Annotated in this window: 25 protein-coding genes; all 25 read left to right on the top strand. The window is 50.7% G+C overall.

Annotation, left to right across the window (positions count from 1 at the left end):
* The first annotated feature begins 78 nt into the window (after positions 1-78).
* Positions 79-1,455 (top strand): bifunctional folylpolyglutamate synthase/dihydrofolate synthase, encoded by a 1,377-nt coding sequence (locus RSX24_RS19675; RefSeq protein WP_343261591.1) that lies wholly within the window; start codon positions 79-81, stop codon positions 1,453-1,455.
* Between the two features lie 5 nt (positions 1,456-1,460).
* Positions 1,461-2,834 (top strand): UDP-N-acetylmuramate--L-alanine ligase, encoded by a 1,374-nt coding sequence (gene murC / locus RSX24_RS19670; protein ID WP_497198217.1) that lies wholly within the window; start codon positions 1,461-1,463, stop codon positions 2,832-2,834.
* A 127-nt stretch (positions 2,835-2,961) separates the two neighbouring features.
* Positions 2,962-4,137, top strand: a complete 1,176-nt coding sequence (locus RSX24_RS19665) for an SPOR domain-containing protein (protein WP_343261590.1) — start codon at positions 2,962-2,964, stop codon at positions 4,135-4,137.
* 144 nt (positions 4,138-4,281) lie between these two features.
* Positions 4,282-4,524 carry a DUF4321 domain-containing protein gene (locus RSX24_RS19660; RefSeq protein WP_339274287.1) on the top strand — a complete coding sequence of 81 codons (243 nt, stop codon included), beginning with the start codon at positions 4,282-4,284 and terminating at the stop codon, positions 4,522-4,524.
* A gap of 104 nt (positions 4,525-4,628) precedes the next feature.
* Positions 4,629-5,240, top strand: coding sequence for a Maf family protein (locus RSX24_RS19655; RefSeq protein ID WP_236414412.1), 612 nt, complete (start codon positions 4,629-4,631; stop codon positions 5,238-5,240).
* A gap of 49 nt (positions 5,241-5,289) precedes the next feature.
* The gene (gene radC, locus RSX24_RS19650) at positions 5,290-5,979 is read left to right on the top strand and encodes a RadC family protein (RefSeq protein WP_236414411.1); all 690 of its coding nucleotides are present in this window, start codon (positions 5,290-5,292) and stop codon (positions 5,977-5,979) included.
* A gap of 171 nt (positions 5,980-6,150) precedes the next feature.
* Positions 6,151-7,179: a rod shape-determining protein gene (locus tag RSX24_RS19645; RefSeq protein ID WP_236414410.1), complete on the top strand. Its 1,029-nt coding sequence runs from the start codon at positions 6,151-6,153 to the stop codon at positions 7,177-7,179.
* Positions 7,180-7,367: 188 nt separating this feature from the next.
* Complete coding sequence (gene mreC, locus RSX24_RS19640) at positions 7,368-8,243, top strand: rod shape-determining protein MreC (RefSeq protein ID WP_236414409.1); 876 nt, start codon at positions 7,368-7,370, stop codon at positions 8,241-8,243.
* The gene (locus tag RSX24_RS19635; protein ID WP_236414408.1) at positions 8,243-8,776 is read left to right on the top strand and encodes a rod shape-determining protein MreD; all 534 of its coding nucleotides are present in this window, start codon (positions 8,243-8,245) and stop codon (positions 8,774-8,776) included. The genes mreC and RSX24_RS19635 overlap by 1 nt, the downstream gene beginning before the upstream one ends.
* A 73-nt stretch (positions 8,777-8,849) precedes the next feature.
* Positions 8,850-9,512 (top strand): septum site-determining protein MinC, encoded by a 663-nt coding sequence (gene minC, locus RSX24_RS19630; protein WP_236414407.1) that lies wholly within the window; start codon positions 8,850-8,852, stop codon positions 9,510-9,512.
* A gap of 3 nt (positions 9,513-9,515) precedes the next feature.
* Positions 9,516-10,310 (top strand): septum site-determining protein MinD, encoded by a 795-nt coding sequence (minD, locus tag RSX24_RS19625; RefSeq protein WP_236414406.1) that lies wholly within the window; start codon positions 9,516-9,518, stop codon positions 10,308-10,310.
* A 321-nt stretch (positions 10,311-10,631) separates the two neighbouring features.
* Positions 10,632-11,522 (top strand): peptidoglycan DD-metalloendopeptidase family protein, encoded by an 891-nt coding sequence (locus tag RSX24_RS19620; RefSeq protein ID WP_343261589.1) that lies wholly within the window; start codon positions 10,632-10,634, stop codon positions 11,520-11,522.
* Complete coding sequence (locus tag RSX24_RS19615; protein ID WP_343261588.1) at positions 11,515-12,375, top strand: M50 family metallopeptidase; 861 nt, start codon at positions 11,515-11,517, stop codon at positions 12,373-12,375. The genes RSX24_RS19620 and RSX24_RS19615 overlap by 8 nt, the downstream gene beginning before the upstream one ends.
* 119 nt (positions 12,376-12,494) lie before the next feature.
* The gene (locus RSX24_RS19610; protein ID WP_236414401.1) at positions 12,495-13,745 is read left to right on the top strand and encodes an Rne/Rng family ribonuclease; all 1,251 of its coding nucleotides are present in this window, start codon (positions 12,495-12,497) and stop codon (positions 13,743-13,745) included.
* 155 nt (positions 13,746-13,900) lie between these two features.
* Positions 13,901-14,212, top strand: a complete 312-nt coding sequence (gene rplU, locus RSX24_RS19605; RefSeq protein ID WP_236414399.1) for a 50S ribosomal protein L21 — start codon at positions 13,901-13,903, stop codon at positions 14,210-14,212.
* 13 nt (positions 14,213-14,225) lie between these two features.
* A complete protein-coding gene (locus RSX24_RS19600; RefSeq protein ID WP_236414397.1) occupies positions 14,226-14,558 on the top strand; it encodes a ribosomal-processing cysteine protease Prp in 333 nt (110 codons plus the stop codon).
* Between the two features lie 18 nt (positions 14,559-14,576).
* Positions 14,577-14,888 carry a 50S ribosomal protein L27 gene (gene rpmA / locus RSX24_RS19595; protein ID WP_236414395.1) on the top strand — a complete coding sequence of 104 codons (312 nt, stop codon included), beginning with the start codon at positions 14,577-14,579 and terminating at the stop codon, positions 14,886-14,888.
* Positions 14,889-15,038: 150 nt separating this feature from the next.
* Positions 15,039-15,776, top strand: a complete 738-nt coding sequence (locus RSX24_RS19590; protein WP_236414394.1) for a Spo0B domain-containing protein — start codon at positions 15,039-15,041, stop codon at positions 15,774-15,776.
* Positions 15,777-15,788: 12 nt separating this feature from the next.
* The gene (gene obgE / locus RSX24_RS19585; protein WP_236414392.1) at positions 15,789-17,099 is read left to right on the top strand and encodes a GTPase ObgE; all 1,311 of its coding nucleotides are present in this window, start codon (positions 15,789-15,791) and stop codon (positions 17,097-17,099) included.
* Between the two features lie 251 nt (positions 17,100-17,350).
* The gene (locus RSX24_RS19580) at positions 17,351-17,788 is read left to right on the top strand and encodes an ACT domain-containing protein (RefSeq protein ID WP_236414391.1); all 438 of its coding nucleotides are present in this window, start codon (positions 17,351-17,353) and stop codon (positions 17,786-17,788) included.
* Between the two features lie 105 nt (positions 17,789-17,893).
* Positions 17,894-19,180 (top strand): homoserine dehydrogenase, encoded by a 1,287-nt coding sequence (locus tag RSX24_RS19575; RefSeq protein ID WP_236414388.1) that lies wholly within the window; start codon positions 17,894-17,896, stop codon positions 19,178-19,180.
* Between the two features lie 345 nt (positions 19,181-19,525).
* The gene (gene thrB, locus RSX24_RS19570) at positions 19,526-20,494 is read left to right on the top strand and encodes a homoserine kinase (RefSeq protein WP_236414386.1); all 969 of its coding nucleotides are present in this window, start codon (positions 19,526-19,528) and stop codon (positions 20,492-20,494) included.
* On the top strand, positions 20,491-21,372 hold the full coding sequence (gene pheA / locus RSX24_RS19565; protein WP_236414384.1) for a prephenate dehydratase: 882 nt from the start codon (positions 20,491-20,493) through the stop codon (positions 21,370-21,372). Before thrB ends, pheA begins: the two co-directional genes overlap by 4 nt.
* A gap of 138 nt (positions 21,373-21,510) precedes the next feature.
* Positions 21,511-22,395, top strand: a complete 885-nt coding sequence (gene ilvE, locus RSX24_RS19560) for a branched-chain-amino-acid transaminase (RefSeq protein ID WP_236414382.1) — start codon at positions 21,511-21,513, stop codon at positions 22,393-22,395.
* Positions 22,396-22,588: 193 nt separating this feature from the next.
* Positions 22,589-24,196 (top strand): LysM peptidoglycan-binding domain-containing protein, encoded by a 1,608-nt coding sequence (locus RSX24_RS19555; protein WP_343261587.1) that lies wholly within the window; start codon positions 22,589-22,591, stop codon positions 24,194-24,196.
* Positions 24,197-24,742 lie beyond the last annotated feature (546 nt).

The following is a 24,742-nucleotide window of genomic DNA, read 5'->3' as shown; positions in this document are numbered from 1 at the left end:
GGCATTTCTGGGTCGGATGGCGGCTGTTCGCCATCCGGCCGATTTTTTCAATTACATTGGGACCGAAGGTGAAATCAGATGACGGAAATCAATGGAGCAGGCGAAAAGGCACCTTTGCAGACATATGTCGAGGCGGTAGACTGGATCAATGGTCTTATTCCTTTTGGCATCAGACCGGGGCTGGAGCGTATCGAAGCGCTGATGGCACGGCTGGGGAATCCGCATCGGCGTCTCAAATTCATTCATGTCGCGGGAACGAACGGAAAAGGTTCGACTTGCGCTTTTTTGACGTCGGTACTTCTTCAGGCAGGGTATGACGTAGGTACGTTCACGTCGCCCTACATCACCAAATTCACGAACCGTTTTCAATACAACGGAGAGGATATCCCTGAGGAGACGCTGCTGAAAATTGCCAATCGGCTGCATCCGCTCGTGCGGGAGATGGCTTCGACTCCGCTCGGTTCTCCAACCATGTTCGAAGTGTCGACGACGCTTGCGCTTCTCTATTATGCGGAGGAGTGCTACCCCGACGTGGTAGTATGGGAGACTGGGCTTGGGGGAAGGATGGACGTAACCAACATCGTTACTCCAGTCGTTTCGGTCATTACCAACATCGGCATGGACCATACGGATGTGCTTGGGGATACGGTCGAGGCCATTGCGTGGGAAAAGGCGGGCATTATCAAGCCGGGGGTACCTGTGGTCACCTGTGCGTCGCAGCCTGAAGCCATCAAGGTCATCACGGATCGGGCCCAAGAACTTCGTTCGACGGCTTATGTGGCAGGGCAGCAGTTTTCTTATCGCAGAGTGGATCGCGACGAAAACAGTCAGACCATTCATTTTGCCGGACCTTTCCGCGAACTGGACATTCGCATTTGCATGAAGGGTACATACCAATGCGACAACGCCGCAGGCGCGCTTATGGCGCTTGAAGTGCTGCGGCAATACATGGCGTTTGTATTGGAAGACAAGGATCTCGTGCAAGGATTTGAACATGCATTTTGGGCGGGGCGCTTCGAAAAAGTGGTTGATGATCCGCGGATCGTTCTGGATGGAGCACATAATCCGGAAGGGGCGGAATCGCTGGCCCAAAGCATTAAGGAGGTCTACCCCCACAAAAGGTTAAATTTGATGATGGGCATGCTGGAGAATAAGCATCATGAAGCATATTTGCAGCATATACTGCCACTAGTGGATACGCTGATCCTGACCGAGCCGGACTTTAGGCGCAAAATGGATGCAGCCAAGCTGCAGGACGTTGTAGCACAGGTGCGTCCCGGTTTCGCGAAGAAGGAACTTGAAATCATCGTCGAGCCCGATTGGGTGAAGGCGCTTGAATTATTGAAATCACGGACGGAAGCGGAAGATCTGGGGGTAGTCTCCGGCACATTGTACTTGATTGCGGATGTGCGGGCAGCCCTTTTGCATCAAACCGATTCTGAAAAAGGTTGGTGAAGGTTTTGTTAAATACATCGGAACACGTTCATTTTATAGGGATTGGCGGTTATGGCATGAGTGCCATTGCCAGAGTTATGCTTGAAATGGGATACACCGTGACCGGATCGGATGTCGCTTCCCAGGAGTTGACCGAGAAGTTGGCAGCCAAAGGGGCGAAAATATACATCGGACATACTGCGGAGCATGTAAACGGGGCCGACTTGGTCGTTTATTCGACGGCAGCTCCGGCGGACAATGTGGAGCGTGTGGCTGCTCAGCAGCTGAACATTCCTATATTGCACCGGGCCCAGATGCTGGCACGGTTACTTAACGAACGCAAGGGCGTGGCGGTTGCGGGAGCACACGGCAAAACGACAACCTCCTCGATGATCGCGCTCGTCATGGATAAATGCGGGACGGATCCGACATACATCATCGGCGGGGAAATCATGAACCTGGGCACCAACGCGAAAGCGGGTCAAGGCGATTGGGTCGTTGCGGAGGCTGACGAGAGCGACGGCTCGTTTTTGCAATACCATCCATGGCTTGGCATCGTAACCAACATCGAAGCCGATCACCTCGAAAATTACAATAGCGACTTTGAAGAGCTCAAAAAGGCATACGTGCAGTTCCTTAGCCAGATTCGTCCGGAAGGCACGGCTATCGTATGCGCCGACGACGAGAACATTCAAAGTATTTTGCCTCAGCTGCAGGCACGCGTTACTACGTACGGCATTGATCGGGATGCGGATTACACTGCAACGGATATCCAATTGGGAGACCGTCAAATCTCCTTTACGATGAACCACCAGGGCAAAACGCTCGGAACCGTTGAACTTTCCGTACCAGGCAAGCACAATGTATACAACGCGATGGCAACGGTCATTACGTGTTTGGAAGCAGGAATTTCATTCGATAAAATCGTCGAAGCCATCATTGAGTTCCATGGAGCCAAACGCAGATTCCAGGTGCTGGGCGAAGCCAACGACATGTTGATTATCGATGATTACGCACATCACCCGACCGAGATCGAGGCCACGATCAGTGCGGCGAAAGCAACGGGAAAACGCATCATCGCGGTGTTCCAGCCGCAGCGGTACACGCGCACGTTTTTCCTGTTGGACGCATTTAGCCGTGCATTTGCCGAAGCCGATGAGGTGTTGATTACCGACATTTATTCTCCGGCAGGGGAAAAACAGATCGAAGGCGTGCATTCTGCCAAATTGGTGGAACTGATCGTGCAGAACAGCAATGCATCGGCTCGTTACTTGCCTGCGAAGGAGGACGTGGTTGCCGATCTGCAGAGCCGTTTGCAGCCGGGTGATCTTGTTCTTACCATGGGCGCAGGCGACATCTGGAAGGTGGGCGACACGCTCGCCAAATTGATCAAAGCATAGAATCGGAACACAAGGGGAAACCCGTCTCCCGTATTAGGGAAGAGACGGGTTTTTCGTTGTTTCAGGAATGAATGGCTGCTCTCCCGCATATAGCTTGTATAAATGGGACAAAGGGAGAGGGTACGGGGTGAACAATGCTAGAATGACGTTTCGCTTCGGGGAGCACGATGCTGTCAAGCCGCAAAACGAAGGGCGGCTCGCGCCTGCAACGCTCCAGGCGGCGAACGAGGAGATAACGCATGCTCCAGCGAGCATAGACAGTGCTCCGCAATGGTCTGCGGAGGAGATACCGGGAGATTGGGGGGAAACGCTGCCGATACTTACCGAGGGTCTCAAACCGGGGGAAAGAATGGACAAGCGTGCTTCTGAACGCGAGTACCCGCAGGCAGGGTATGCCAATGAGCGCCGGGATCTTCCGGAAGCGAGCGAAGCCGTTGATCCATGGAACGAGGAGTACGCAGACCACAACTGGGTAAGCGAGCACAATCACTATTCCTATCAGCGAAACCGGGCCCCGCGGGGGTGGAAAATGATTGGTTCCGTAACGGGAGCAATCGTCACCGGAGCATTGTTCGGCCTCGTCATCCTTTCGTTTTTCAACAAAGACGGGGCAGCTCCGAACGTCGTACCTCAAAAGAATACGGCCAATGTATCGGTCTCGGCAGGGCAGCAGGCCCAGGCCACATTGGCTGGCGGCAATTACTATGCGCTGCAGTACGGCGTTTTCAGTTCCCCGGAGCGTGCTGAACAGGCCAAACTTGAATTGACTCAGGCCGGGATTGCTGCAGAGGCGGACCCGGAGGACGGCAACCGGGTCTATGCCGGCATATCCCCTGATCGCGAAGAGGCCAAACTGCTCAGCACGCGCCTAAAGGCCCAGGGCGTGGAACTTTACGTTAAAGAGATTCCGTATCCGGAAGTCGGTGTGGCGGCGTTGGGCGTTAACCAGGCAACCGCGACACAGTTCTTTAACGATAGCGAAACGTTGATCGGGCTGCTCTCGACGTTGTCCATCGGAGAACTGGGCAAAGCAGCGCCCCAAGCGGCATCCGCCGAAACGATGACCTCCATTCAGAATCGGCATGAATCGTGGCTGCGCGGCTTCAACGACCTGTCCGCAAACACGAACGGGGAGGCAGCGCCTTATGCGGCGGCGATGGCCAAAGCGATGAACAGCGCCATCACGGCGGTTGCCGAATTTAACAAAAAACCTTCTGCCGCACATATGTGGTCGGTGCAGACGAATTTGATGGACTACGTGCTGCAGCAAAAAAAATGGCTTGATACGCTGCAGGAGCAGTAATCGTTGGATCTCCTAACACAGTCTTGAAATGCTTGTCCGGCAGGGAACTGGAAATAGTTCCCCTTGCCGGATTTGTGTTTGTATTGACGTACAAAACCCCGTATAATAATGTGGGTGTCAAAAAATGGCGAGGGACGATAACGGATGAAAAAAAACTTCGGCATGTTATTACTTTTCCTGCTGCTCGGCTGGTTGGCCGGAGCATGGATCGCCAAGGCACTGCAGCCGGTCAAGGCTGTAGCTTTTTTAACCAAAGCCACGACCATTCGCTGGTCGCCACAGGCTGATCTTGACATTTTCAGTTATGACATTTCACTTCAATTTCAAATGAGCCTCCTCAGTCTGATCGGCATCATCGCCGCTGTATGGCTATACCGCAGATTGTAGGAGAATGACGAATTATGATGAATTGAACAACAACGAACGCTGCAGAACCGCAAGAAGCGTATGCAAGGACGAGGACACCACTGGAATGTGAGGAGCCGTTGATATTGGATAAAACAGGACAACGCCGCATTATTTTGGCGTCTACATCGCCACGTCGCAAAGAACTGCTGGCCGGACTGATGTTGGATTTTGAAGTAATCCCAAGCCGTGCTGACGAAGCTACGCCCCCATCATGGACTCCTGAACAAACGGTGCAGGAGCTTGCGATGCGCAAAGCGCTTGCCGTCTTTCGCAGCGTCGAAGGCCAGCAGCGGGATGCTGTCATCGTTGGGAGCGACACGATCGTTGTTCTGGATGGAGATATTTTGGGCAAGCCGGCAGATGAGAAGGATGCGGAGAACATGCTTGCGAGGCTGCAAGGACGAACCCACCGCGTGTTTACAGGCGTAGCTTGTATCGATGCCATTAGCGGTCAGTCTTCGGTTCATTATCGGCAAACGGATGTAACGATGAAAGCATTGTCTGAAGCCACGATCCGTGCTTATGTACGTACAAAAGAACCTATGGACAAGGCAGGATCGTACGCCATACAAGGCATTGGTGCTTCTCTGGTTGATCGCATCGAAGGATGTTATTTCAATGTCGTAGGTCTGCCTTTATCCTTGCTCAGCGATATGCTGGACGGATTCGGGGTACATGTATTGCCGCGTGAATGAGCCCCGGCACATGAATAATTCGAATGGATGACGTGAAAAGAGGGAGTATATGGAGTCGCCGCAGTATATGATGCGCGACATCCCCCATGAAGAACGCCCGAGAGAACGCATGATGGAATATGGGGCGGGCGCCTTGAGCCATGCCGAACTGCTGGCCATTCTGCTTCGAACCGGTACAAGAAAAGAATCCGCCGTTCACATGGCGCAGCGAATTCTCGCAGAAACGGGCGGGATCCGCTCGCTAATGGACTTGACGCTTGAGGAACTGACGGCAATGAAGGGCATCGGCAAAGCCAAAGCCGTGCAGTTGAAAGCGGGCATCGAGCTGGGCCACCGGATTGCCAAGAGCAAACTGGCACAGTCTCCTTCGATTCGCACTCCGCGCGATGCGGCTGATATTTTGGTCGAGCAGTTGCGTTATCTGCAAAAAGAACATTTTGTTTGTCTCTTTTTGAACAGCAAAAACCACATTATTGCCCAGGAAACACTCTCCATGGGCAGCCTGAACGCTTCCATTGTCCACCCGCGCGAAGTGTTCCGTGCTGCCATCAAATGCAGCAGCGCATCGATTGTGTGCGCTCACAACCATCCAAGCGGTGATCCTACACCGAGCCCAGAGGATATCCAAATCACGAAGCGATTGATCGAAGCCGGCACGATTGTTGGCATAGATGTGCTGGATCACCTAGTTATTGGCGATGGAACCTATGTAAGTTTGAAGGAGAAGGGCTTGGTATAATATAATGGGTGGCGTTGAACTAATTTTTGATCAATACTAATCTCCCTGCAGATTGCCGGGAAATGAAAACGATGATGAAAAATGGCATGTCAAATCAAAAAGCATTCTAAAAAAATGAAAATGTTCTGAAAATTCAGGACGGCTATATAAGGCAGAAAAGGAGATTACGTCATGTTTGGAAGTAAGGATTTAGGGATTGATTTGGGGACAGCAAATACGTTGGTTTATGTTCGTGGGAAAGGGATTGCGGTGCGTGAACCTTCGGTTGTTGCTCTTCGCACGGATACCAAAAGCATTGAGGCCGTGGGTGAATCGGCGAAAAAAATGATCGGCCGGACACCTGGCAACATTCGTGCCATTCGTCCCATGAAGGATGGCGTTATTGCCGATTTCGACACGACTGCAACGATGATCAAATATTTTATCCGTCAGGCTCAGAAGCAGCGTTCCATGTTCCAGCGTCATCCAAACGTGATGGTGTGCGTACCATCCGGGATCACTGCGGTGGAGCAACGCGCGGTTGAAGATGCAACGAAGCAAGCCGGCGCACGCGAAGCTTACACGATCGAGGAGCCGTTTGCAGCCGCAATCGGTGCCGATCTGCCGGTATGGGAGCCGACCGGAAGCATGGTGGTGGATATCGGCGGCGGTACGACTGAAGTGGCCGTTATTTCCCTCGGAGGAATCGTAACCAGCCGTTCCGTTCGCGTTGCGGGCGATGAAATGGATGAGTCCATCATTCAGTACATCAAACGCCAGTACAATCTGATGATCGGTGAGCGTACGTCCGAACAGTTGAAAATGGAGATCGGTTCCGCGATGCCGCTCGAGTCCGTGGAAACGATGGAAATTCGCGGCCGGGACCTCGTTACAGGCCTGCCTAAAACGATCACTATCACTTCCGATGAAATCAGCGAAGCTTTGGCGGATACGGTGAACGCCATCGTTGAAGCGGTTAAAGTGACGCTTGAAAAATGCCCGCCGGAACTGGCGGCCGACATCATGGACCGCGGGATCGTACTGACTGGCGGCGGCGCATTGCTTCGCAACCTGGACAAGCTGCTGGCGGGCGAGACCGGTATGCCAGTCATTGTCGCAGAGAATCCGCTGGATTGCGTAGCGATCGGTACCGGTAAAGCGTTGGAAAACATCCATTTGTTCAAAAGCAGAAGCAGCTCGGCAGTTCGCTCCAAACGTTAATTGAAAGATAAGCACATTCTGGTTCCCTGTGAACCGGAATATGTATAAACAGCGAAAATAATCCCGGCGGATGGCCGGGAGAGCTAAACCCGCGTATTCGGGGAGATGGCGAATATTCTCAAAGGGACTATAGACCTGACAGTCTCCCCGCCGGGCCAGGCTCGGAAGAGAATAATGGATGTTAGAGGGTGTTCGAACTGTTTAAGCTGCTGGGCAACAAAAGACTTTTTGTTTTGCTGGTGGGCCTTGTTACATTTATCGCGTTAATGGGCTTTACGCTCGGTCCGCGGACGGCGTTATCCTGGCCGGAAAAATTCCTGAAGGATTCCGTCGGTTTCGTACAATACGTATTTTACAAGCCCGCTTCCTACGTAGCGGGCTTTTTTAAGGATATAGCGAACATGAGTTCCGTTTATGAAGAGAATGAACGGCTTCGTATTGCCATGGGTCACTATACGCGGGATCGATTGAAATACAATGAGATGGAGCAGGTTAACGCAAGATACAAAGAACTTTTTCATTTCACGGAAGAACAAAGAAACCGTTATAACTACGATTATCGGATCGCACAGGTCATCAGTGCCAATGCCGATCCAAACAGCAGGACGATCAATATCGACATCGGAGAAAATGCAAACATCAAACCGGGAATGGCTGTGACCTCACAAGAAGGTCTCGTTGGTGTAATTAGTCATGTTAGTGCATACACGTCGACCGTCAATCTGTTGACTTCCCTGGATGCCAACGATCCCAACTCCAATGCCATCGCCGCTACGGCCGTGGGCAAGGAAGACAACGTATTCGGCATGATCGAAAGTTATGATCCCAAAACAGGCATGTTCAAGATGACCAAAATATCGGAAGAATCCAAAATTAAAGAAGGCGATGAAATCATTTCGTCCGGGATTATCAACAACTTCCCGAAATACATGCGTATCGGTAAAGTGAAAAGCATTGAAGTCGGGGAGTATGGACTGACGCGGACTGCAATGATTGAGCCTTATGCCAGCTTTCTGGATTGGAAAGAGCTGATGGTGGTTGTCCCTCCAGAGGTGAAAAAATAGTGGGCGCTCGCAAACAGGTTCTGTTTCTGTTGTTGTTCATTCTCTTCATTTTGGAAGGAACCGTGCTGCCGCTTCTGATTCCCTCTGCCTGGCAGATGCGGATTTCGGCTAATCTTGTGTATATCGTTATCCTTTTCTTCGCTGTCTATTACCACCGTCATACGGCGCTGGTGCTCGGGATATTATTCGGCTTGCTGCACGATGTCGTATTCTATGGCGAGATGATCGGCCCTTACGGATTCTCCATGGGATTGTCCGCCTATATGATGGGCCTCATTTTCCAGGCACCGCGCGCACCGCTTCCGGTAATGGTTACGGTCGTTTTTTTGGGAAGCCTTCTTAACGATACGATGCTGTTTTTCCTGTACAAGCTTTTTCGTCTGAATCATGTTACGTTTGATTGGGCGCTGATCGAGTACATGATTCCGAATTTGTTTGTTCATTTTGTGTTTGCTTTGATCATTTACGTGCCGCTTCGCAAGCAGCTGGAGAAGATTGCGAAGAAGCGCAGCAAACCAAAGGAAGCTTCTTAAACCATTTCTGGATAGGGAAGCAGGAACTTGAGGCGTCGGGCACGAAATGTAATGAGATGGGAGGGACAGGCTTATGACGGTCAAATCGAATCACGTGACGATAAAAGGCATCCGAGACGGCCTGGTTTTTTTGCTGGACGATCAATGTGAATTCGAGGATCTGCTCGTTGAGCTCCGCTATAAGCTGGAACATAGCCATCAAAATATTCTGACGGGTCCCATCGTTCATGTCGACGTCAAATTGGGCAAACGTGAGGTTACCCAGGACCAGAAAGAATCAATACTGAATATTTTGAGTCAAAAGGGCAACCTGCTCATTCGTTCCATCGACTCGCCCGACCTAAAACCAGAGGTGATAGGACCGCCGCCAATCGTAACGATGTGCGGCATGGTTCGTTCGGGCCAAGTGCTGCACCATGAAGGAAATCTGCTGTTTTTGGGAGATATCAATCCGGGAGGAACGGTTACGTGTACCGGTGATATATACATAATGGGTTCTCTTCGGGGCATGGCTCACGCGGGGATCGGCGGGGATGAGGAATCCATTATTGCGGCCTCGTTTTTTGCGCCGACGCAGTTGCGGATCGCTGACATCATCAGCCGTCCTCCCGATGAATGGGAGAGCCGCGAAGCCGGGATGGAATTTGCTTATTTGCAGGACAATCAGATGCAGATCGACAAAATGAGCAATATCGTTCGGTTACGCCGTGATTTTAATGTGTTTAAAGGAGTGTAGCTCATGGGAGAGGCGATCGTGATCACTTCGGGTAAAGGTGGCGTTGGCAAAACGACGACCTCGGCAAACATCGGAACGGCGCTGGCGCTGCTCGGGAAAAAGGTTTGTCTGGTCGATACGGATATCGGCCTTCGCAATCTGGATGTCGTAATGGGACTCGAAAACCGGATCATTTACGATTTGTGTGACGTTGCCGACGGCCGCTGCCGGCTGAATCAGGCTCTGGTTAAAGATAAACGCTTCGAACAATTATACATGCTGCCTGCAGCACAAACGAGAGATAAAAATTCCGTATCGCCTGAACAGGTGAAGGATATCATCCTTGAACTGAAAAAAGATTTTGAGTACGTTATTATTGATTGCCCGGCGGGGATTGAACAGGGATTCAAAAATGCGGTTGCCGGCGCAGACCAGGCTATCGTTGTTACGACGCCCGAGAATGCTGCCGTTCGCGATGCAGACCGGGTCATCGGATTGCTCGAAAGTTCCCATGTACAATCACCGAAGCTTGTGGTGAACCGTATACGCAACAATATGGTCAAGTCGGGGGATATGCTGGATATCGATGGTATTTTGCAGGTGCTTAACATTGATCTAATCGGGATCGTGCCCGATGACGAGCTGGTGATCAAGTCCGCCAATTCCGGCGAACCGACGGTCATGAACCCGGATTCGAATGCAGCGATTGCCTATCGCAATATTGCGCGTCGTATTCTCGGAGATACCGTTCCCTTGATGCAGATGGATCAAAAAAAGGGAGCATTCTCACGCTTTAAAAAGTTTTTCGGTATGGGTTAAGCGATAGATTTAGCTTGCCGATTCATGATTCCTTCAGACGAACAGCCGTGGCGGTAAGCGCGGCTTTTTCGGCTTCTCTTCTTTCTTTATTTACGCCGTTATTGTTGTGTCCTGAATTTGCTTTTCCTCCGAACATGCCTGCTCATATTATGGACAGACCCTTCATAGAATGTACCAAAGAAATGCGTTTGTGAATTGATCATCGCAAGCAGACAAGCCGTCTGTCATATGACGGAGGTTTTCTGGCGAAATCACAGGATGCGAATGGCGGTTAACGCAGAATCGCGGCATCCTGAACAAGCCTTGGCGGGAGGACATTCCATGGATACCAAACTGAGGGTGAAGCAGAGAAGGGAAGAGCGGATCAGGCGGCTGCTGGACGGAGCTGCGAAGGAGATCATGCAGGAGGAGCGGCCGGGATTCGTTCATAAGGAAGACAAAGCCAATCAGCGGCGCATACCGTCGATGTCTGATGATATACAGGACAAGCCTGGAGACCTTGCATCGTCGATGCAGGAACGGGAGCGCGATCCTGAGCTGTTATGGAAGCAGGAGAATGGGCGGTACGGACCGAATGGACACGTCCGCTTCCATTTTTTTAAATCATTGATGAAGCGAACGCTTGTCAGTGCAGTGCTGTTTGGAGCAGTCTGGGGAATGTTTCAATGGAATGCTTCCTGGACGGTATCTCCCAAAACGGCAGTAGCCGATGCATTGCATCGGGAGATGGATTTTGAGGCTGCAACGGCTTGGTATGAGAAGCACTTTGGGGGACACCCCTCATTTTTGCCGGTATTCGGGCATGCCGCGGATGCTGTCAACGGCGGGGAGGGAGTGCATTCGCTGCTGGGCAAGCCGATATCCGGAACCGTTGTGCAGCCTTTTGCGATGAGCATGAAAGGGATTGAGATCGTTCCTGATCTGGCCGGAGAAGATTCCGTGCGGGTGGTCAGCTCGGATGCAGGCAGGGTTCTGCAGGTGCTGGGGGACCCGGAGAGCGGCATTACGGTTGTTGTTCAGCATACGGGTGGCCTCACGGCCATTTACGGACGACTCGGAGAGAGCGATGTAGCGGTAAATGACTGGTTGGAAGCCGGAGGCGTCGTAGGAAGCTTGCCCGCAAGCCGGGGCGAACAGCCCGCATCGTTGTATTTTGCCATTAAGGAAGGCGACCAATATGTAGATCCGGCAGAAGTGGTTGCCCTTGATTAGGTTTTGGGGCGTGCGCATCACGATGCATCCGTTCTTTGTCATCATTATGCTGGCTTCCGTGCTGACAGGGCATTTTATCGAGCTGGTGACCTTGTTCGCCATCGTATTCATTCATGAATGCGGGCATGCGGCTGCAGCGGGCCTGCTGGGCTGCCGAGTCCTTTCGATTCAGATGCTTCCGTTCGGGGGCGTGGCTGTCATCGAGGATCGGGGGAATCTTACGGCGGGAAAGGAAATTCTGATCGCGCTCGCCGGTCCAATGCAGAATATGCTGATGGTAGGAGCTGCACTGCTAATACTGCAGTTGGGTGTGGGCGATCCTGAATTTATCCGGTACATCATCCAGGGAAACATGCTCATCGCTTTGTTCAACCTTCTACCCGTAATGCCGCTGGATGGCGGCAAAATCGTGCAGGCGCTTGTCAGCCTGTTTGCTCCTTATTACAGCACATTGATGTGGACGTATCGTATAGGCATCTTGTGCAGCCTGGGCATTAGTGGATATGCAATTAGCCGTTGGCTGGCTGCAGGAGACGGATTGCCTTTAAACCTGCTGCTGATCGGGGTGTTCCTGCTGTATTCGAATGTAACCGATTTTAGGAATGTTCCCTATCGATTTATCCGCTTTCTGATGAATAGGGAAGAAGTGTTTGTTCGTCATGCGACCGCTGGCAGTCTTGTGCAGCCGATAATCTCATTTCCGGCGAAACCTTTGGATACCATTTTGCGTCTATTAAAGAGAGAAAGATATCATATGATATACGTCATGAACAAAGAGGGCCGCATTATGGCCGTTCTGCCGGAACAGCGGCTTATCGGTTCTTATTTCAAGCAAAATACCGAAAAAAAATAGTTTTCGCTGGTTAACCGGCCGAAATCAAGGTTATACGGTTCATGTATGCATGCGTGCATGCATTGCTAACATACAGAAACGGATGTGGAAGAATTGAATGCTCTTCTTGAGGTGCAGCCATGAAACAAATGATCATACATAATGAACACAACCTCGTGCAAATGGCGCTACTGGAAGAAGGAAGGGTTGTAGAATTCGCGGCAGAGCATACCAATGACCGGGGACTGCTCGGCTCCTTTTTCAAGGGACGGATCGTGAATGTATTGCCGGGAATGCAGGCTGCTTTCGTCGATATCGGGCAGAAAAAAAACGCATTTCTGTACGTGGATGACCTGCTTCATCCACACCTGGAGAAACAGCCCAAGGTGAAGCCCTCCATCTCGGAGTTGGTCAAACCTGGACAGGATATTATTGTTCAGGTACTGAAAGAGCCGGTGGGCGGAAAAGGAGCGAGGGTGACGACGCATTATTCTTTGCCGGGACGCTGGTTAGTGTACATGCCCATGGCAGATTATGTGGCCGTATCCAAAAAGATTGCCCGCGAAGGGGACCGCTCCCGACTCAAGGCACTCGGTGAACAACTTCGGAACGGCGAAGAAGGGTTGATTATTCGTACCGTATCTGCCGAGAAGCATCAGGAGGCCATCCAGGCAGACCTTGAAGTTCTGCGCCAACAATGGCTAAATATTCTCCGAAAGGCCGAGGGGATGCCTTCTCCGAAACTTCTGCATCGTGATATTGGGCTGGTGCAGCGCATTATCCGGGATGTGTACACGCCTGGAAGCGATGAGGTCATTACCGACAGCCAGCCGAATGCCGATGCGATCGCCGCCCTGCTGGAAGAAATCGGACCGGGACATCGGCCTAAAGTGCAGGTTTACAGAGGGCAAGATCCGATTTTTGCGGCATACGGCGTGCAGGAGCAGCTGAAGCTTGATTTTGCGCGCAAAGTTTGGCTGCCGGGCGGAGGATATATCGTGATCGACCACACGGAAGCACTAACTGTGGTGGATGTAAATACCGGCAAATATACCGGTGCTGGCGGAGACCGACTGGAAGACACCGTCACTGAAACCAACATGCAGGCTGCAGTAGAAATTGCCCGCTTAATGCGGCTTCGTGACATTGGCGGCATGATTATCGTGGACTTCATCGATATGGAGGAAGAGGCGAATCGGCAGGAAGTGGCGGCCACGCTGGAGGCCCAGCTCAAAAAAGACAGAACGAAAGCATTCGTGATAGGTTGGACCAAGCTTGGCCTGCTTGAAATGACCCGCAAAAAGGTGCGTGAGGAAAGCACGCTCCCTTACGTGGAGGCATGCTCTTCCTGTCATGGAACGGGGAAAAGATATATTTCGCCGTTGCATTGATTTTTGCCGTGAGTAGTGCTATAATGTTCAGGTATGTGTTGAGCCGGTAGGTCTTGCACATGCTGTAACCGCACTGGCCGGGTACAAGAACAGCCCCGCGAGGTGGCTGACACCCGAGATCGGGCGAGTCTGAGACATGAGGAGGTGCAAGGCAAATGTACGCAATTATTGAAACAGGCGGCAAACAGTACAAAGTTCAAGAGGGCGATGTTCTGTTCATCGAGAAATTGGCTGCGAACGACGGCGAAAGCGTAACGTTCGATCGTGTCCTGGCTGTATCCAGCGAGCAAGGTCTGACTGCAGGAACTCCAGTTGTATCCGGAGCAACTGTAACAGCTAAGGTGGAGAAGCATGGTAAAGGTCAAAAGGTTGTTGTATACAAATACAAACCGAAAAAGAACTACCATGTGAAGCAAGGTCACCGTCAACCGTACACTAAAGTAATCATTGAGAAAATCAACGCGTAAGAAGGTGCGATAATTGATTATCGTTCAAATCTTTCGCAATGGTGAAGGCAGTATAGAGAAATTTTCGATCCAAGGGCATGCCAATTATGCCAAGCGGGGAGAAGATATCGTTTGTGCCGGAGTTTCTGCCGTTACGGTAGGTACGGTCAATTCCATTGAAGCGTTGACGGGTGTCGAAATGAATTCCAAGATGAAAAACGGTTTTCTGAGCGCCTCCATGCCAACGTTGAATAAGGATGAAGACGGGTCTCAGGTGCAATTATTGCTCGAATCCATGGTGATTATGCTCACTAGTATTGCAGAGTCATACGGGAAGTATATTAAAATAGAGCAGTTCAATAATTAAAGAAGGAGGTCAACCATCATGTTGAAATTAAATCTTCAGTTGTTCGCATCGAAAAAAGGTGTGGGTTCCACGAAGAACGGACGCGACAGCCGCTCCAAACGCCTTGGCGCTAAACGTGCTGACGGTCAAGCCGTGACTGGTGGAAGCATCCTGGTTCGTCAACGCGGAACCAAGATCCACCCAGGAACTAACGTGGGAATCGGCAAAGACGACACTTTGTTCGCCAAAGTGGACGGCGTTGTTAAATTCGAACGTTGGGGCCGTGACCGCAAAAAAGTTAGCGTCTATCCTGTAGATGTTGCTCCAGTAGCAGCTGCAGTAGAGGCGTAATATCGGCATTCTTCGCCAGAAAGCCTTCGGCATTTTTGCCGGAGGCTTTTTTGCGTGGATGTGCATTCGGTAATGAACTGGCAGATCAGACATGATATACTTGGTAACGGTGGGATAAACCAACCGAGTTTGGTAGAACGGGGAGAAGCCATGAAATCTTGGAAAAGAGTGCCGTGGATTGCGGCATGTTCACTTCTGATTCCTTTGGTTTTCATCATGCTGTATCCGGCGGCCGTATCGATCGTTGCATATGCATTGTGGTCCGTCGTTGTGCTGCTGGTTTCGCTAGCTGCGATGAGAAAGCAGGCGGATGCGGAGCGCAGAGCCATTATACAATCGTTGGAAGAAAGAGCGATATCGTCGCTGAATCATCACCGGCATGATTGGATGAACGACCTTCAGGTATTGTATGGATACCTTCGAATGGGCAAGCTTGATAAATCATTGCAATGTGTGGAAAGAATAAAAGAACGGGTTCAGGAGGAAAGCCGGATTTCCAAACTGGGCATTCCTTCACTCGTATTTTACCTTCAATCCTTCCGCGCGAGCGGGGCTGCGCTCGATTTGCACGTGGAAGTGGAGGAAAACCTGCAGCTTGGTGCTCTGGTCTCTCCCGAGGATGGCGAGTCACTAACATGCGCAATTGCGGATGCCATCCGTGCCTATCAGTATGGCGGCGGCCGGTCGTCTTGGGGAGAGGTTCGCAAACTGACCTTGAGCTTTGGACAGGATCACGGGGATGTCGTTGTGCGGCTGGACGGGGATCAGACGCCCGACCCGGAAACGATAAAACAGCTTGATGCCGTACTCAAAGGAAAGAAAGTCAGAACGGAGCAACTTCCGTCTGAAGATACGTTTATCCAATTCAGAATGTCGTGTGAGGTATAGGAAGGGGTAGCCATGTTTGTAGATAAAGCGAAGATATATGTCAAAGGCGGAGACGGTGGAGACGGGATTGTTTCCTTCCGCCGGGAAAAGTACGTACCTGAAGGAGGACCTGCAGGCGGTGACGGGGGAAAGGGCGGCGATGTGATCTTCCGCGTGGATGAAGGGCTTCGTACCCTGATGGACTTCCGTTACCAGCGCCATTTCAAAGCGAAACGCGGAGAAAAGGGCCGCAACAAAAGCCAGCATGGAGCCAATGCGGAAAATATGGTCGTGCGCATACCACCAGGTACAATCGTAATGGATGAAGATACCGGAGAAGTGCTTGCGGACCTTACACGTCATGGTCAGCAAGTTATCGTGGCTAAAGGTGGACGGGGAGGACGCGGCAACATTCGCTTCGCTACGCCGAACAACCCTGCGCCCGAACTTGCGGAAAATGGCGAGGAAGGCGAAGAGCGCTATATTGTGCTGGAACTGAAAGTGATGGCGGATGTTGGCCTGGTCGGTTTCCCGAGCGTGGGCAAATCGACGTTGTTGTCCGTCGTCTCGGCGGCGAAGCCGAAAATCGGGGCATATCATTTCACAACCATCACGCCAAATCTGGGCGTTGTAGCCGTGGATGAGGGCCGCAGCTTCGTGATGGCCGATTTGCCTGGACTCATTGAAGGAGCGCATGAGGGCATCGGGCTGGGGCATGAGTTTTTACGCCATGTCGAGCGTACCCGCATCATCATTCATGTAGTGGACATGTCCGGTTCCGAAGGACGCGATCCGTTTGAAGATTGGCAGAAGATCAACGAAGAATTGAAACAGTACAACCCGCTGCTTGCGGAAAGACCGCAGATCGTCGCGGCAAACAAAATGGATATGCCTGATTCGGAAGAAAATCTGGAACAATTCCTGAAACAGGTTCGTGAGGTCCAACCGGATATTGAAGTTATGGCGATATCTTCCCTCACGCGGAAGGGCATTTCAGAGTTGCTTTACCGTGCCGCCGATCTGCTGGATCAAGTGCCGGAAGAAGTCACGGTGGACGAAGTGGCCGAGGTATCCGAACGCAAGGTATACAGCTTGGACAAAAAAGAAGACGAAGGGTTCCGCATCGTGCGGGAAAACGATATCTTCGTTGTGCATAGCGCCAAGATTGATCGCATGATGAAGCGCATGCAATTGAATTCGCATGAAGCGATCCTCAAGCTTGCACGCACGCTGCGCCATATGGGCGTAGACGACGAACTGCGCAAGCGCGGGGCCGAAGAAGGCACCATTGTGCGCATTGGCGATTTCGAGTTCGAATTCGTGGAAAGCAGCAGTTATTATTAAAAGCTGTCTTTGCCGGAAGAAAGATGTAAAGAACGCAGCGTGGCGGGATGTTCCCGCTGCCTGCGTTTTTTATGTTCTTGGGCGTGTATTGAATGAACGTAGTCATTTTTAGTACATTACATACTTTGGGCCAACGTGCATATGGGGAGACGGTCGTTTCGAAAATGTGCGTGTTATGTATTGCCCTTTTTTCACATATCCGATATAATGTCCACTAAATAAAAACATGAGTCTTTGAGGAGAGGACGTTCATGAATGAACGCTATTACTTAGTACGAGAAGACATTTTGCCCGAGGCAGTCGTGAAGACGATGCAAGTGAAGGAGCTGCTCGCTTCAGGGGATGTCAAAACGGTGCATGAGGCCGTGGAACAGGTAGGATTGAGCCGTAGTGCGTTTTATAAATACAAAGATGGAATTCATTTGATCAACCAACTCGAGCGCGAGAGAATCGTGACCATATCCATTGATCTGGAGCATCAGTCGGGCATCCTGTCCAAAGTATTGGGGCATGTGGCCGGTTATGGAGCCAATGTGCTTACCATTAACCAGAGTATCCCCCTCCAGGGAAGGGCCAACGTGGTGATTTCAGTCGAAACGTCGCATCTGCATGGCGAAATCGGGGAGATGCTGGAACGGATGCAGGAACTGCCTGGTGTTCGTCGTACGCGGATTGTAGGCCAAGGTTGATTGTATTACGGACTGCACGGGGCAACATGCAAAGCCAGATTCGAAGGCAACGGATTCATCGCAGGTGGTTGGCAACCATCAACAGACATTAGGGGGAGATCGTTCGTGAAACCGGTAAAAGTGGGACTATTGGGTCTCGGAACAGTAGGGACAGGGGTTGTTCGTATTGTGGAAGGCAATCAGGAGGATCTCAGCAGCCAAGTGGGATCGCCGATTGTCATTGAGAAAATCGCGGTGAAAAATACGGAAAAGGACCGTGTCATTCCTATTGACCGTGCCAAGCTGACGGAAAATCCCTGGGATGTCATCCGCCACCCGGATATCGATGTGATCGTAGAAGTGATGGGGGGGATCGATCGGACGAAAGAGTATATTCTGGAAGCTTTGGAGAGAGGCAAACATATCGTTACGGCCAATAAAGACCTGATGGCTCTGCATGGATCGGAAATTTTGGCAAAGGCACAGGAGAAGCAGTGCGACGTGTTCTATGAAGCGAGCGTGGCCGGAGGAATCCCGATTATCCGCACGCTGATCGAAGGCTTTTCTTCCGATCGGATTACCCGCATCATGGGGATCGTGAACGGAACGACGAACTATATTTTGAGCAAAATGAGCCAGGAAGGCGCTTCTTATGAGGAAGTGTTGGCCGAGGCGCAAGCGTTGGGATACGCTGAATCCGATCCTACGTCAGATGTCGAAGGACTGGATGCCGCACGGAAAATGGCCATCTTGGCAACGCTTGGATTTCGGACAAACGTGGAGCTCAAGGATGTCGCCGTAAAAGGCATTTCGTCGGTGACCCGTGAAGACATCACCTACGCCAAACGTTTGGGCTATGAAATGAAACTGCTCGGCATTGCCGACCGCGAGGGCGACGAGATCAGCATTAGCGTACAGCCGACGATGGTCAGGCAGAATCATCCGATTGCCTCGGTCAACGGCGTATTCAATGCGGTTTATGTCCACGGCGAAGCTGTGGGTGAAACGATGTTTTACGGGGCTGGCGCAGGCGAATTGCCAACGGCAACTTCCGTTGTGGCTGACCTTGTGGCTGTGATCAAAAACTTGAAGCTGGGTGTCAACGGCCTTAAAGCTATCGTTCCCTATAAGCAGAAACGTTTGCAAAGCGACGAACAGATCGTATCCAAAAACTTTATTCTGCTGCATGTGGATGACAAAGCAGGGGTGTTGGCACAGATTACGCAAGTCTTTGCTGAATACAACGTTAGCCTTGCTTCGGTTGTTCAACAGCCGAATGAGCACAATCCGGATGCAGAAATCATTATCGTGACGCATAATGCAAGCAAGGCAAGCATGGATAAGGTGCTTAAGCATTTTGAATCCTTGAGTGTCATACGCCGAATCAAGAGCGTATATCGCGTAGAAGGTTAACGCGCGCGAATCACGAGGAAACGGCGGTTGCTGCCGATGTAGAGCCTGATGGATCAGTGGACAACGGAATGGATATACGATTTTGAAAGCGTATCGGACCTTGCTGTGCGTTAAAGCATATTTGCTGAGCGCGCTTCAACCTTTTGTGCATCGTGAGTATGAGTATACGGCTGAAGCTCGAAAAGGCATTTTAAAGGCGGAGAGTCCGCGGTAGAGGCGTCCTGATCCATCATAGCTGCAAGATCCCAACGTTGCGATCCGGACGGTGGCATCCGAACCGTTGGTTGTTAAAGATAGCGAGAAAGCCGTAATGGCGGCAATCGAACGATTGGAGATGCAAACCGAATGAGCATGAATCAAAAAGTTGTTGTAAAGGTGCCTGCAAGCACGGCCAATCTGGGTCCCGGGTTTGATACTCTAGGCATGGCATTGTCATTATATGCATGGCTGGAAATGAAGCCGGCGGATAAGACCGTTTTCCATTTGCATGGGGATAATCTGAACGGTTTGCCATCCGACAAGACCAATTTGATCTATGAGGTTGCCCAAATGGTTTTCCGCGAAGCCGGGGTGCCTGTTCCGGAGCTGGAAGTCTCCATGTTCTCGGACATTCCGCTTACCCGCGGGTTAGGCAGCAGCGCTTCCGCCATCGTTGGCGCGCTTGCTGCGGCGAACGCTTTGATTGGGTCCCCCCTGACGGACGCTAAATTGTTTGATATGGCGACGTCGTTGGAGAAACATCCCGATAATGTTGGAGCCTCCCTGTATGGAGGGGTTGTTGTTGCAGCTTGGGACGGAACGCGGGTAGAACATATCCGAATCGAGCCTCATCAGGATCTGCAGGCACTTGTCGTTGTGCCCGATTTCCAGTTGTCCACCTCGAAAGCCCGTGATGTAGTTCCTGATCAATTCAGCAAAGGGGATCTGGTGTACAATGTGAGCCGATCTTCGCTGCTTGTTGCCGCTTTGGCCGGCGGACGTCTGGACATGATCCACGCAGCAATGAAGGATCGGGTGCATCAGCCTTACAGGGCATCGCTTGTGCCGGGCATGGCTGAGATTTTGGAGCATGCTGCGGATCACGGGGCTTTGGGCGCTGCGTTGAGCGGAGCCGGACCGACGGTACTGACGTTGGTGGACCGACATGATCCTCGCAAGACCGGTTTGGAGCAATATTTGTTGGATACAATGAAGCGCGAGGGCATTGCTGCTTCCGCGTTGTGGCTTGATCCTGACCTGGACGGGGTGACCGTGCTTTCAGATCAAGAAAACAGTCCTTTTCTGGACATCGTCAGAGGAGAAATCAACGCATGAAAAGAATCGCCGTGTTACCTGAAGGATCGGTTTCCCACGAGGCTATTGAATTTCTGTTTAATGGAGAACCGCTGGAATTGTACCATTCCAAATTGATTTCCGATGTGTTCCGCGCAACAGACAACGGAAAGACCCAATATAGCGTGATCCCTATCGAAAATACGATCGAAGGCTCGGTCAGCCTCCACATGGATTGGTTAGTCAATGAAGTCGATATCCCCATGCAAGCAGAATGGGTCTATCCTTCCATACAAAACGTGATCGGGCACGGGTCTGAATTTGCAACAGGCGACGGAGGGTATGATTTCGGCAAAATCACCAAAATCATGTCACACCCCGTTGCGATTCCGCAATGCCAAAACTTCATCCGTACTTATTCCCCTGAAGCAGATCTTGAAGGGGTGAACAGTACGGCCGAAGCGGTGGAATTGGTCAAAAAAAATCCGGGCAAAGGCTGGGCGGCCATCGGCACAAAGCTTGCGGCGAAGAAACACGGCCTGGACATCATGGCGGAACGGGTTACGGACCATGACAACAACTATACTCGCTTTGTGCTCATCGGCCATGAGCCGGTGCAAATTCCGCGGGAACCTGACCATGTCAAGACAAGTTTGCTCGTCACGCTTCCGGAGGATGCTCCAGGGGCGCTGCATCAGGTGTTATCGGCGTTTGCATGGCGGAAGTTGAACCTTACCAGGCTGGAATCGCGTCCGACGAAAAAAAGGCTGGGGAGTTACTACTTTTACATTGATGTAGAAGAGACGGTAGACTCCGTGCTATTAACGGCGGCCATGGCCGAAATCGAGGCTTTGAACTGCCAGGTGCGTGTTCTTGGAAGCTACCCTTGTTATACCTATCCTTCGTTGAAGACGACCTGAGGGCCGGGTTGAAATTTGTTGAAGGTTGTCATGCGTATGGGTGAAAATTCACGTCCTGACTGCTTTTTGTTGTACAATAGAGGAGTTGGACGGAGTATTCGGAGCAGTGATTTGAAATATAACGGAGGTGCAATGATTATGTCAGAGCAGTGGATTTATTTGGACGGTCAATTTGTAACCAAGGAGAATGCAACCATATCCGTGTACGATCACGGTTTTTTATACGGGGATGGCATTTTTGAAGGAATCCGCATTTACAATGGCAATATTTTCAGATGCAAGGCCCATTTGGACCGTTTGTACGATTCCGCCAAATCCATTGCGTTGAACATTCCGTTGTCATATGACGAAATGCTAGATGCTGTGGCTGAAACCGTGCGCCGCAACGAGATGCGCAATGGATATATCCGTTTGATCGTATCGCGTGGAGCAGGTAATTTGGGGTTGGATCCGACGCGTTGTCCGAAAGCTTCCGTGATTATCATCGTGGAGCAGCTCGCAATTTATCCGGAGGAAGCTTATTTGACGGGGTTAAAGGCCGTGTCCGTATCACAACGACGCAATATCCCGGACGCCCTGAATCCGAAAATCAAATCCCTGAACTACCTGAACAACGTATTGGTTAAAATCCAATCCAATTATGCGGGTGTTGGCGAAGCGATTATGTTGAACTCCCAAGGGTACGTAACCGAGGGATCGAGTGACAACATTTTTATCGTGAAAAACAGTGTTGTTTACACGCCTCCTTGCTATCTGGGAGCTCTGGAGGGGATTACACGTCAAGCTATTATCGACCTTTGCGGCGAACTTGGATTCGAGTTGAAAGAGACTCCGTTCACGCTGCATGACGTGTATGTTGCGGACGAGGTGTTCTTCACGGGGACTGCTGCTGAAGTCATTGCGGCATACGAAGTGGATGGAAGAACCATCGGTGCAGGTGTAGCCGGCCCTGTGACACTGAGGCTGCTTGAAGCGTTCCGTCAAATCGTTGACAAAGACGGCCATAAAGTGTGGGAAGCTTAAGTTTTAATATCTGATTTTGTAGTAAGAGATCCTTTTTGCCTAATGACAGAATGGGTATGCAAATGCATGCCGATTCCGGGGCGGGAAGGATTTTTTTTGCGTTATTGATGTCATCAGGGCGGTTGCTGCATAGGATGTATTAACAATATGGGCGATTGTACAGCCCAAGTATCGCCTAGGAGGTTTGTTTCTAGTGAAAATACACATGGTGAAAAAGGGCGACACCCTGTATTTGCTTTCCAAAAAGTATAATGTGTCGCTTGAAAAAATTATTGCGGCCAATCCGCAAATCGCTGATCCTGACAAATTGGACGTTGGCATGAAGGTCAAAATTCCTGCTGAGCCCGTGACGCCAAATCTGGATGGGGTGCTGCATAGTCACAAGGTGCAGCAGGGGGATACGTTATGGAAGCTCTCGCAAGCTTGGGGAGTTCCGTTGAAGAGTATGCTCGAAGCAAATCCGCAGCTTAAAAATCCCAATGCACTCCTTGTCGGTGAAACGGTGTATATTCCTTCGGTACAAGGTCAAGGAGGGGCTGCGACTGGCAACAATGCATCCAATAGTGCAGCCGACGAGAAGCTTTCCCCAGAAGGCAAGGAGTACACAGGGGTGAAGGAAAACACGGAGGTTATCGAAAATCCGGTAATGCCTGCTCCGGCTCCAGCGCCTGTAACCGAACCGCAGGCAGAGGCTCCCATCGTGTCTTCCCCGCCGGAAGTCAATCAGGAGCTCCCCAATGTAATGCCTAATTCGGAAATTGTGCCTCAACTGCCTGTAATGCCTGAAGTGGAACCGAGCAAACAAACTGAAATTAAAAAAGAAGTAATGTATCAAGCTGAAATCAAGCCTCTGCCTGAGTACACCATGCCGAAACTCTCTCCTGAAGCAAACGTGATGCCGGTCCTGCCGAATGCAGCATGGCCAGCCGAGCAAGCGGTAAAATCGCCCTGTGGTTGTGGTAAAAAATTGCTTCATGCGCCTGTAGAATATCCTTATGCACAAGTTCCCGTTCCCGCACAAGAGGCGTACAATGTTGAGCCGAACGCAGCTCATTCAGCAACAGGAAGTAATGAAAACCTTGGTTTTCCTGGAATCCATCAGGTGAATCCGTATGCCACGGAGGGACAGATATCGAATTATTCGTGGCCTGACCACTCGCATAATCCAGTAATGCCGAATGAGATTGCCGGTGTGAACAGCTTTCCGCAATCGCCAGCATCGCATGTCAATAGCCCGTTTACTCCTTATTCTGTAGGAGCGCAGGAAAATCAGCCGCCGATGATTTCGCCATACTCCATCCTTCCATACCCTCCATGCGGTTGCGGAGGTCATGTGCATGCTCAACATTACACATTCCCAGTTCATCAATATCAGTCTCCATCTTGGACTATGTATGACCCGTACGGAGTGAATCCTACCGGGATGGCTCCTGCAATGACTTCAGCTCACCCGGCAGAGTATACCTACCAGAATCCGTATCCTGTGCAAAATATGGTTCCTCCGGCTCCATTAGGTGCGTTCGGGGAGATGTACCCTTCTGGAAGCAAGGGAAAAAAAGGTGATCATGACGTCAATTTAAGCCATTCCGATGCTGAGAAGGAAGAACTGTTCATTAAGGAAGATGCAAGCAAGCAGGAACCGGCGACGAAGAGTAAAGCTGCCAAAAGAAGAGCCGGAAAATCCAATGCAAAGAGACCAAGCAAAGCTTCGGTTTCGTCAAAAGCACAAAATGAACGTAAGTCGGCAATGGCGAAGCGTAATGCAAGTTCGAAAAACAGAGCTCCCTGGATCCGAAAGTAGAAATGGAACATGTTGCGGCCGACTCTCTAGCGGTTGGCCGCTTATAAATGTATAAATGTGCAATAAAAGAAGCGAATATAGTAGGCTGAAAGAGGTTCGGTCATTCTTTGATAAAGGGTGCTTTTGGATCGAGGAACCTGGAGATTGTAGAATCTCTTCAAATTTTAATAACGGATTCACACTATTTTTTTTAAAAAAGTATTGCATTATGAATTTGAAAGTGGTATATTCTAATTCCGGCCAAGAAAACACCGAGAAATATGGTGTGGCAAGCAAAGCAAATAAGCTTCGAAAAAAGAAACTTAAAAAAGTGCTTGCAAAGTTGGTTCGGATGTGATAAGATATAAGAGTTGCTAAGGACAACAACTTAGTAACGAAAAGGAAGTTTGATCTTTGAAAACTGAACAACGAGTGAGTAATGCGAAGGTTTTTGGTACATGTTGTATGACTGTATAAAAACCGGAGCAATATTGAGATATTTTATCTCGTCAGATTCAAAATGAGCTAATCGCTCTTTTCAATACCTCAGATGATTTTCATCACGAT

Source organism: Paenibacillus hubeiensis, from assembly GCF_032334105.1.
GTDB classification, from domain to species: Bacteria; Bacillota; Bacilli; order Paenibacillales; family Paenibacillaceae; genus Paenibacillus; species Paenibacillus hubeiensis.
The sequence above is the reverse complement of the archived record's forward strand: the minus strand, read 5'-3'. Positions and strand labels throughout refer to the sequence as shown.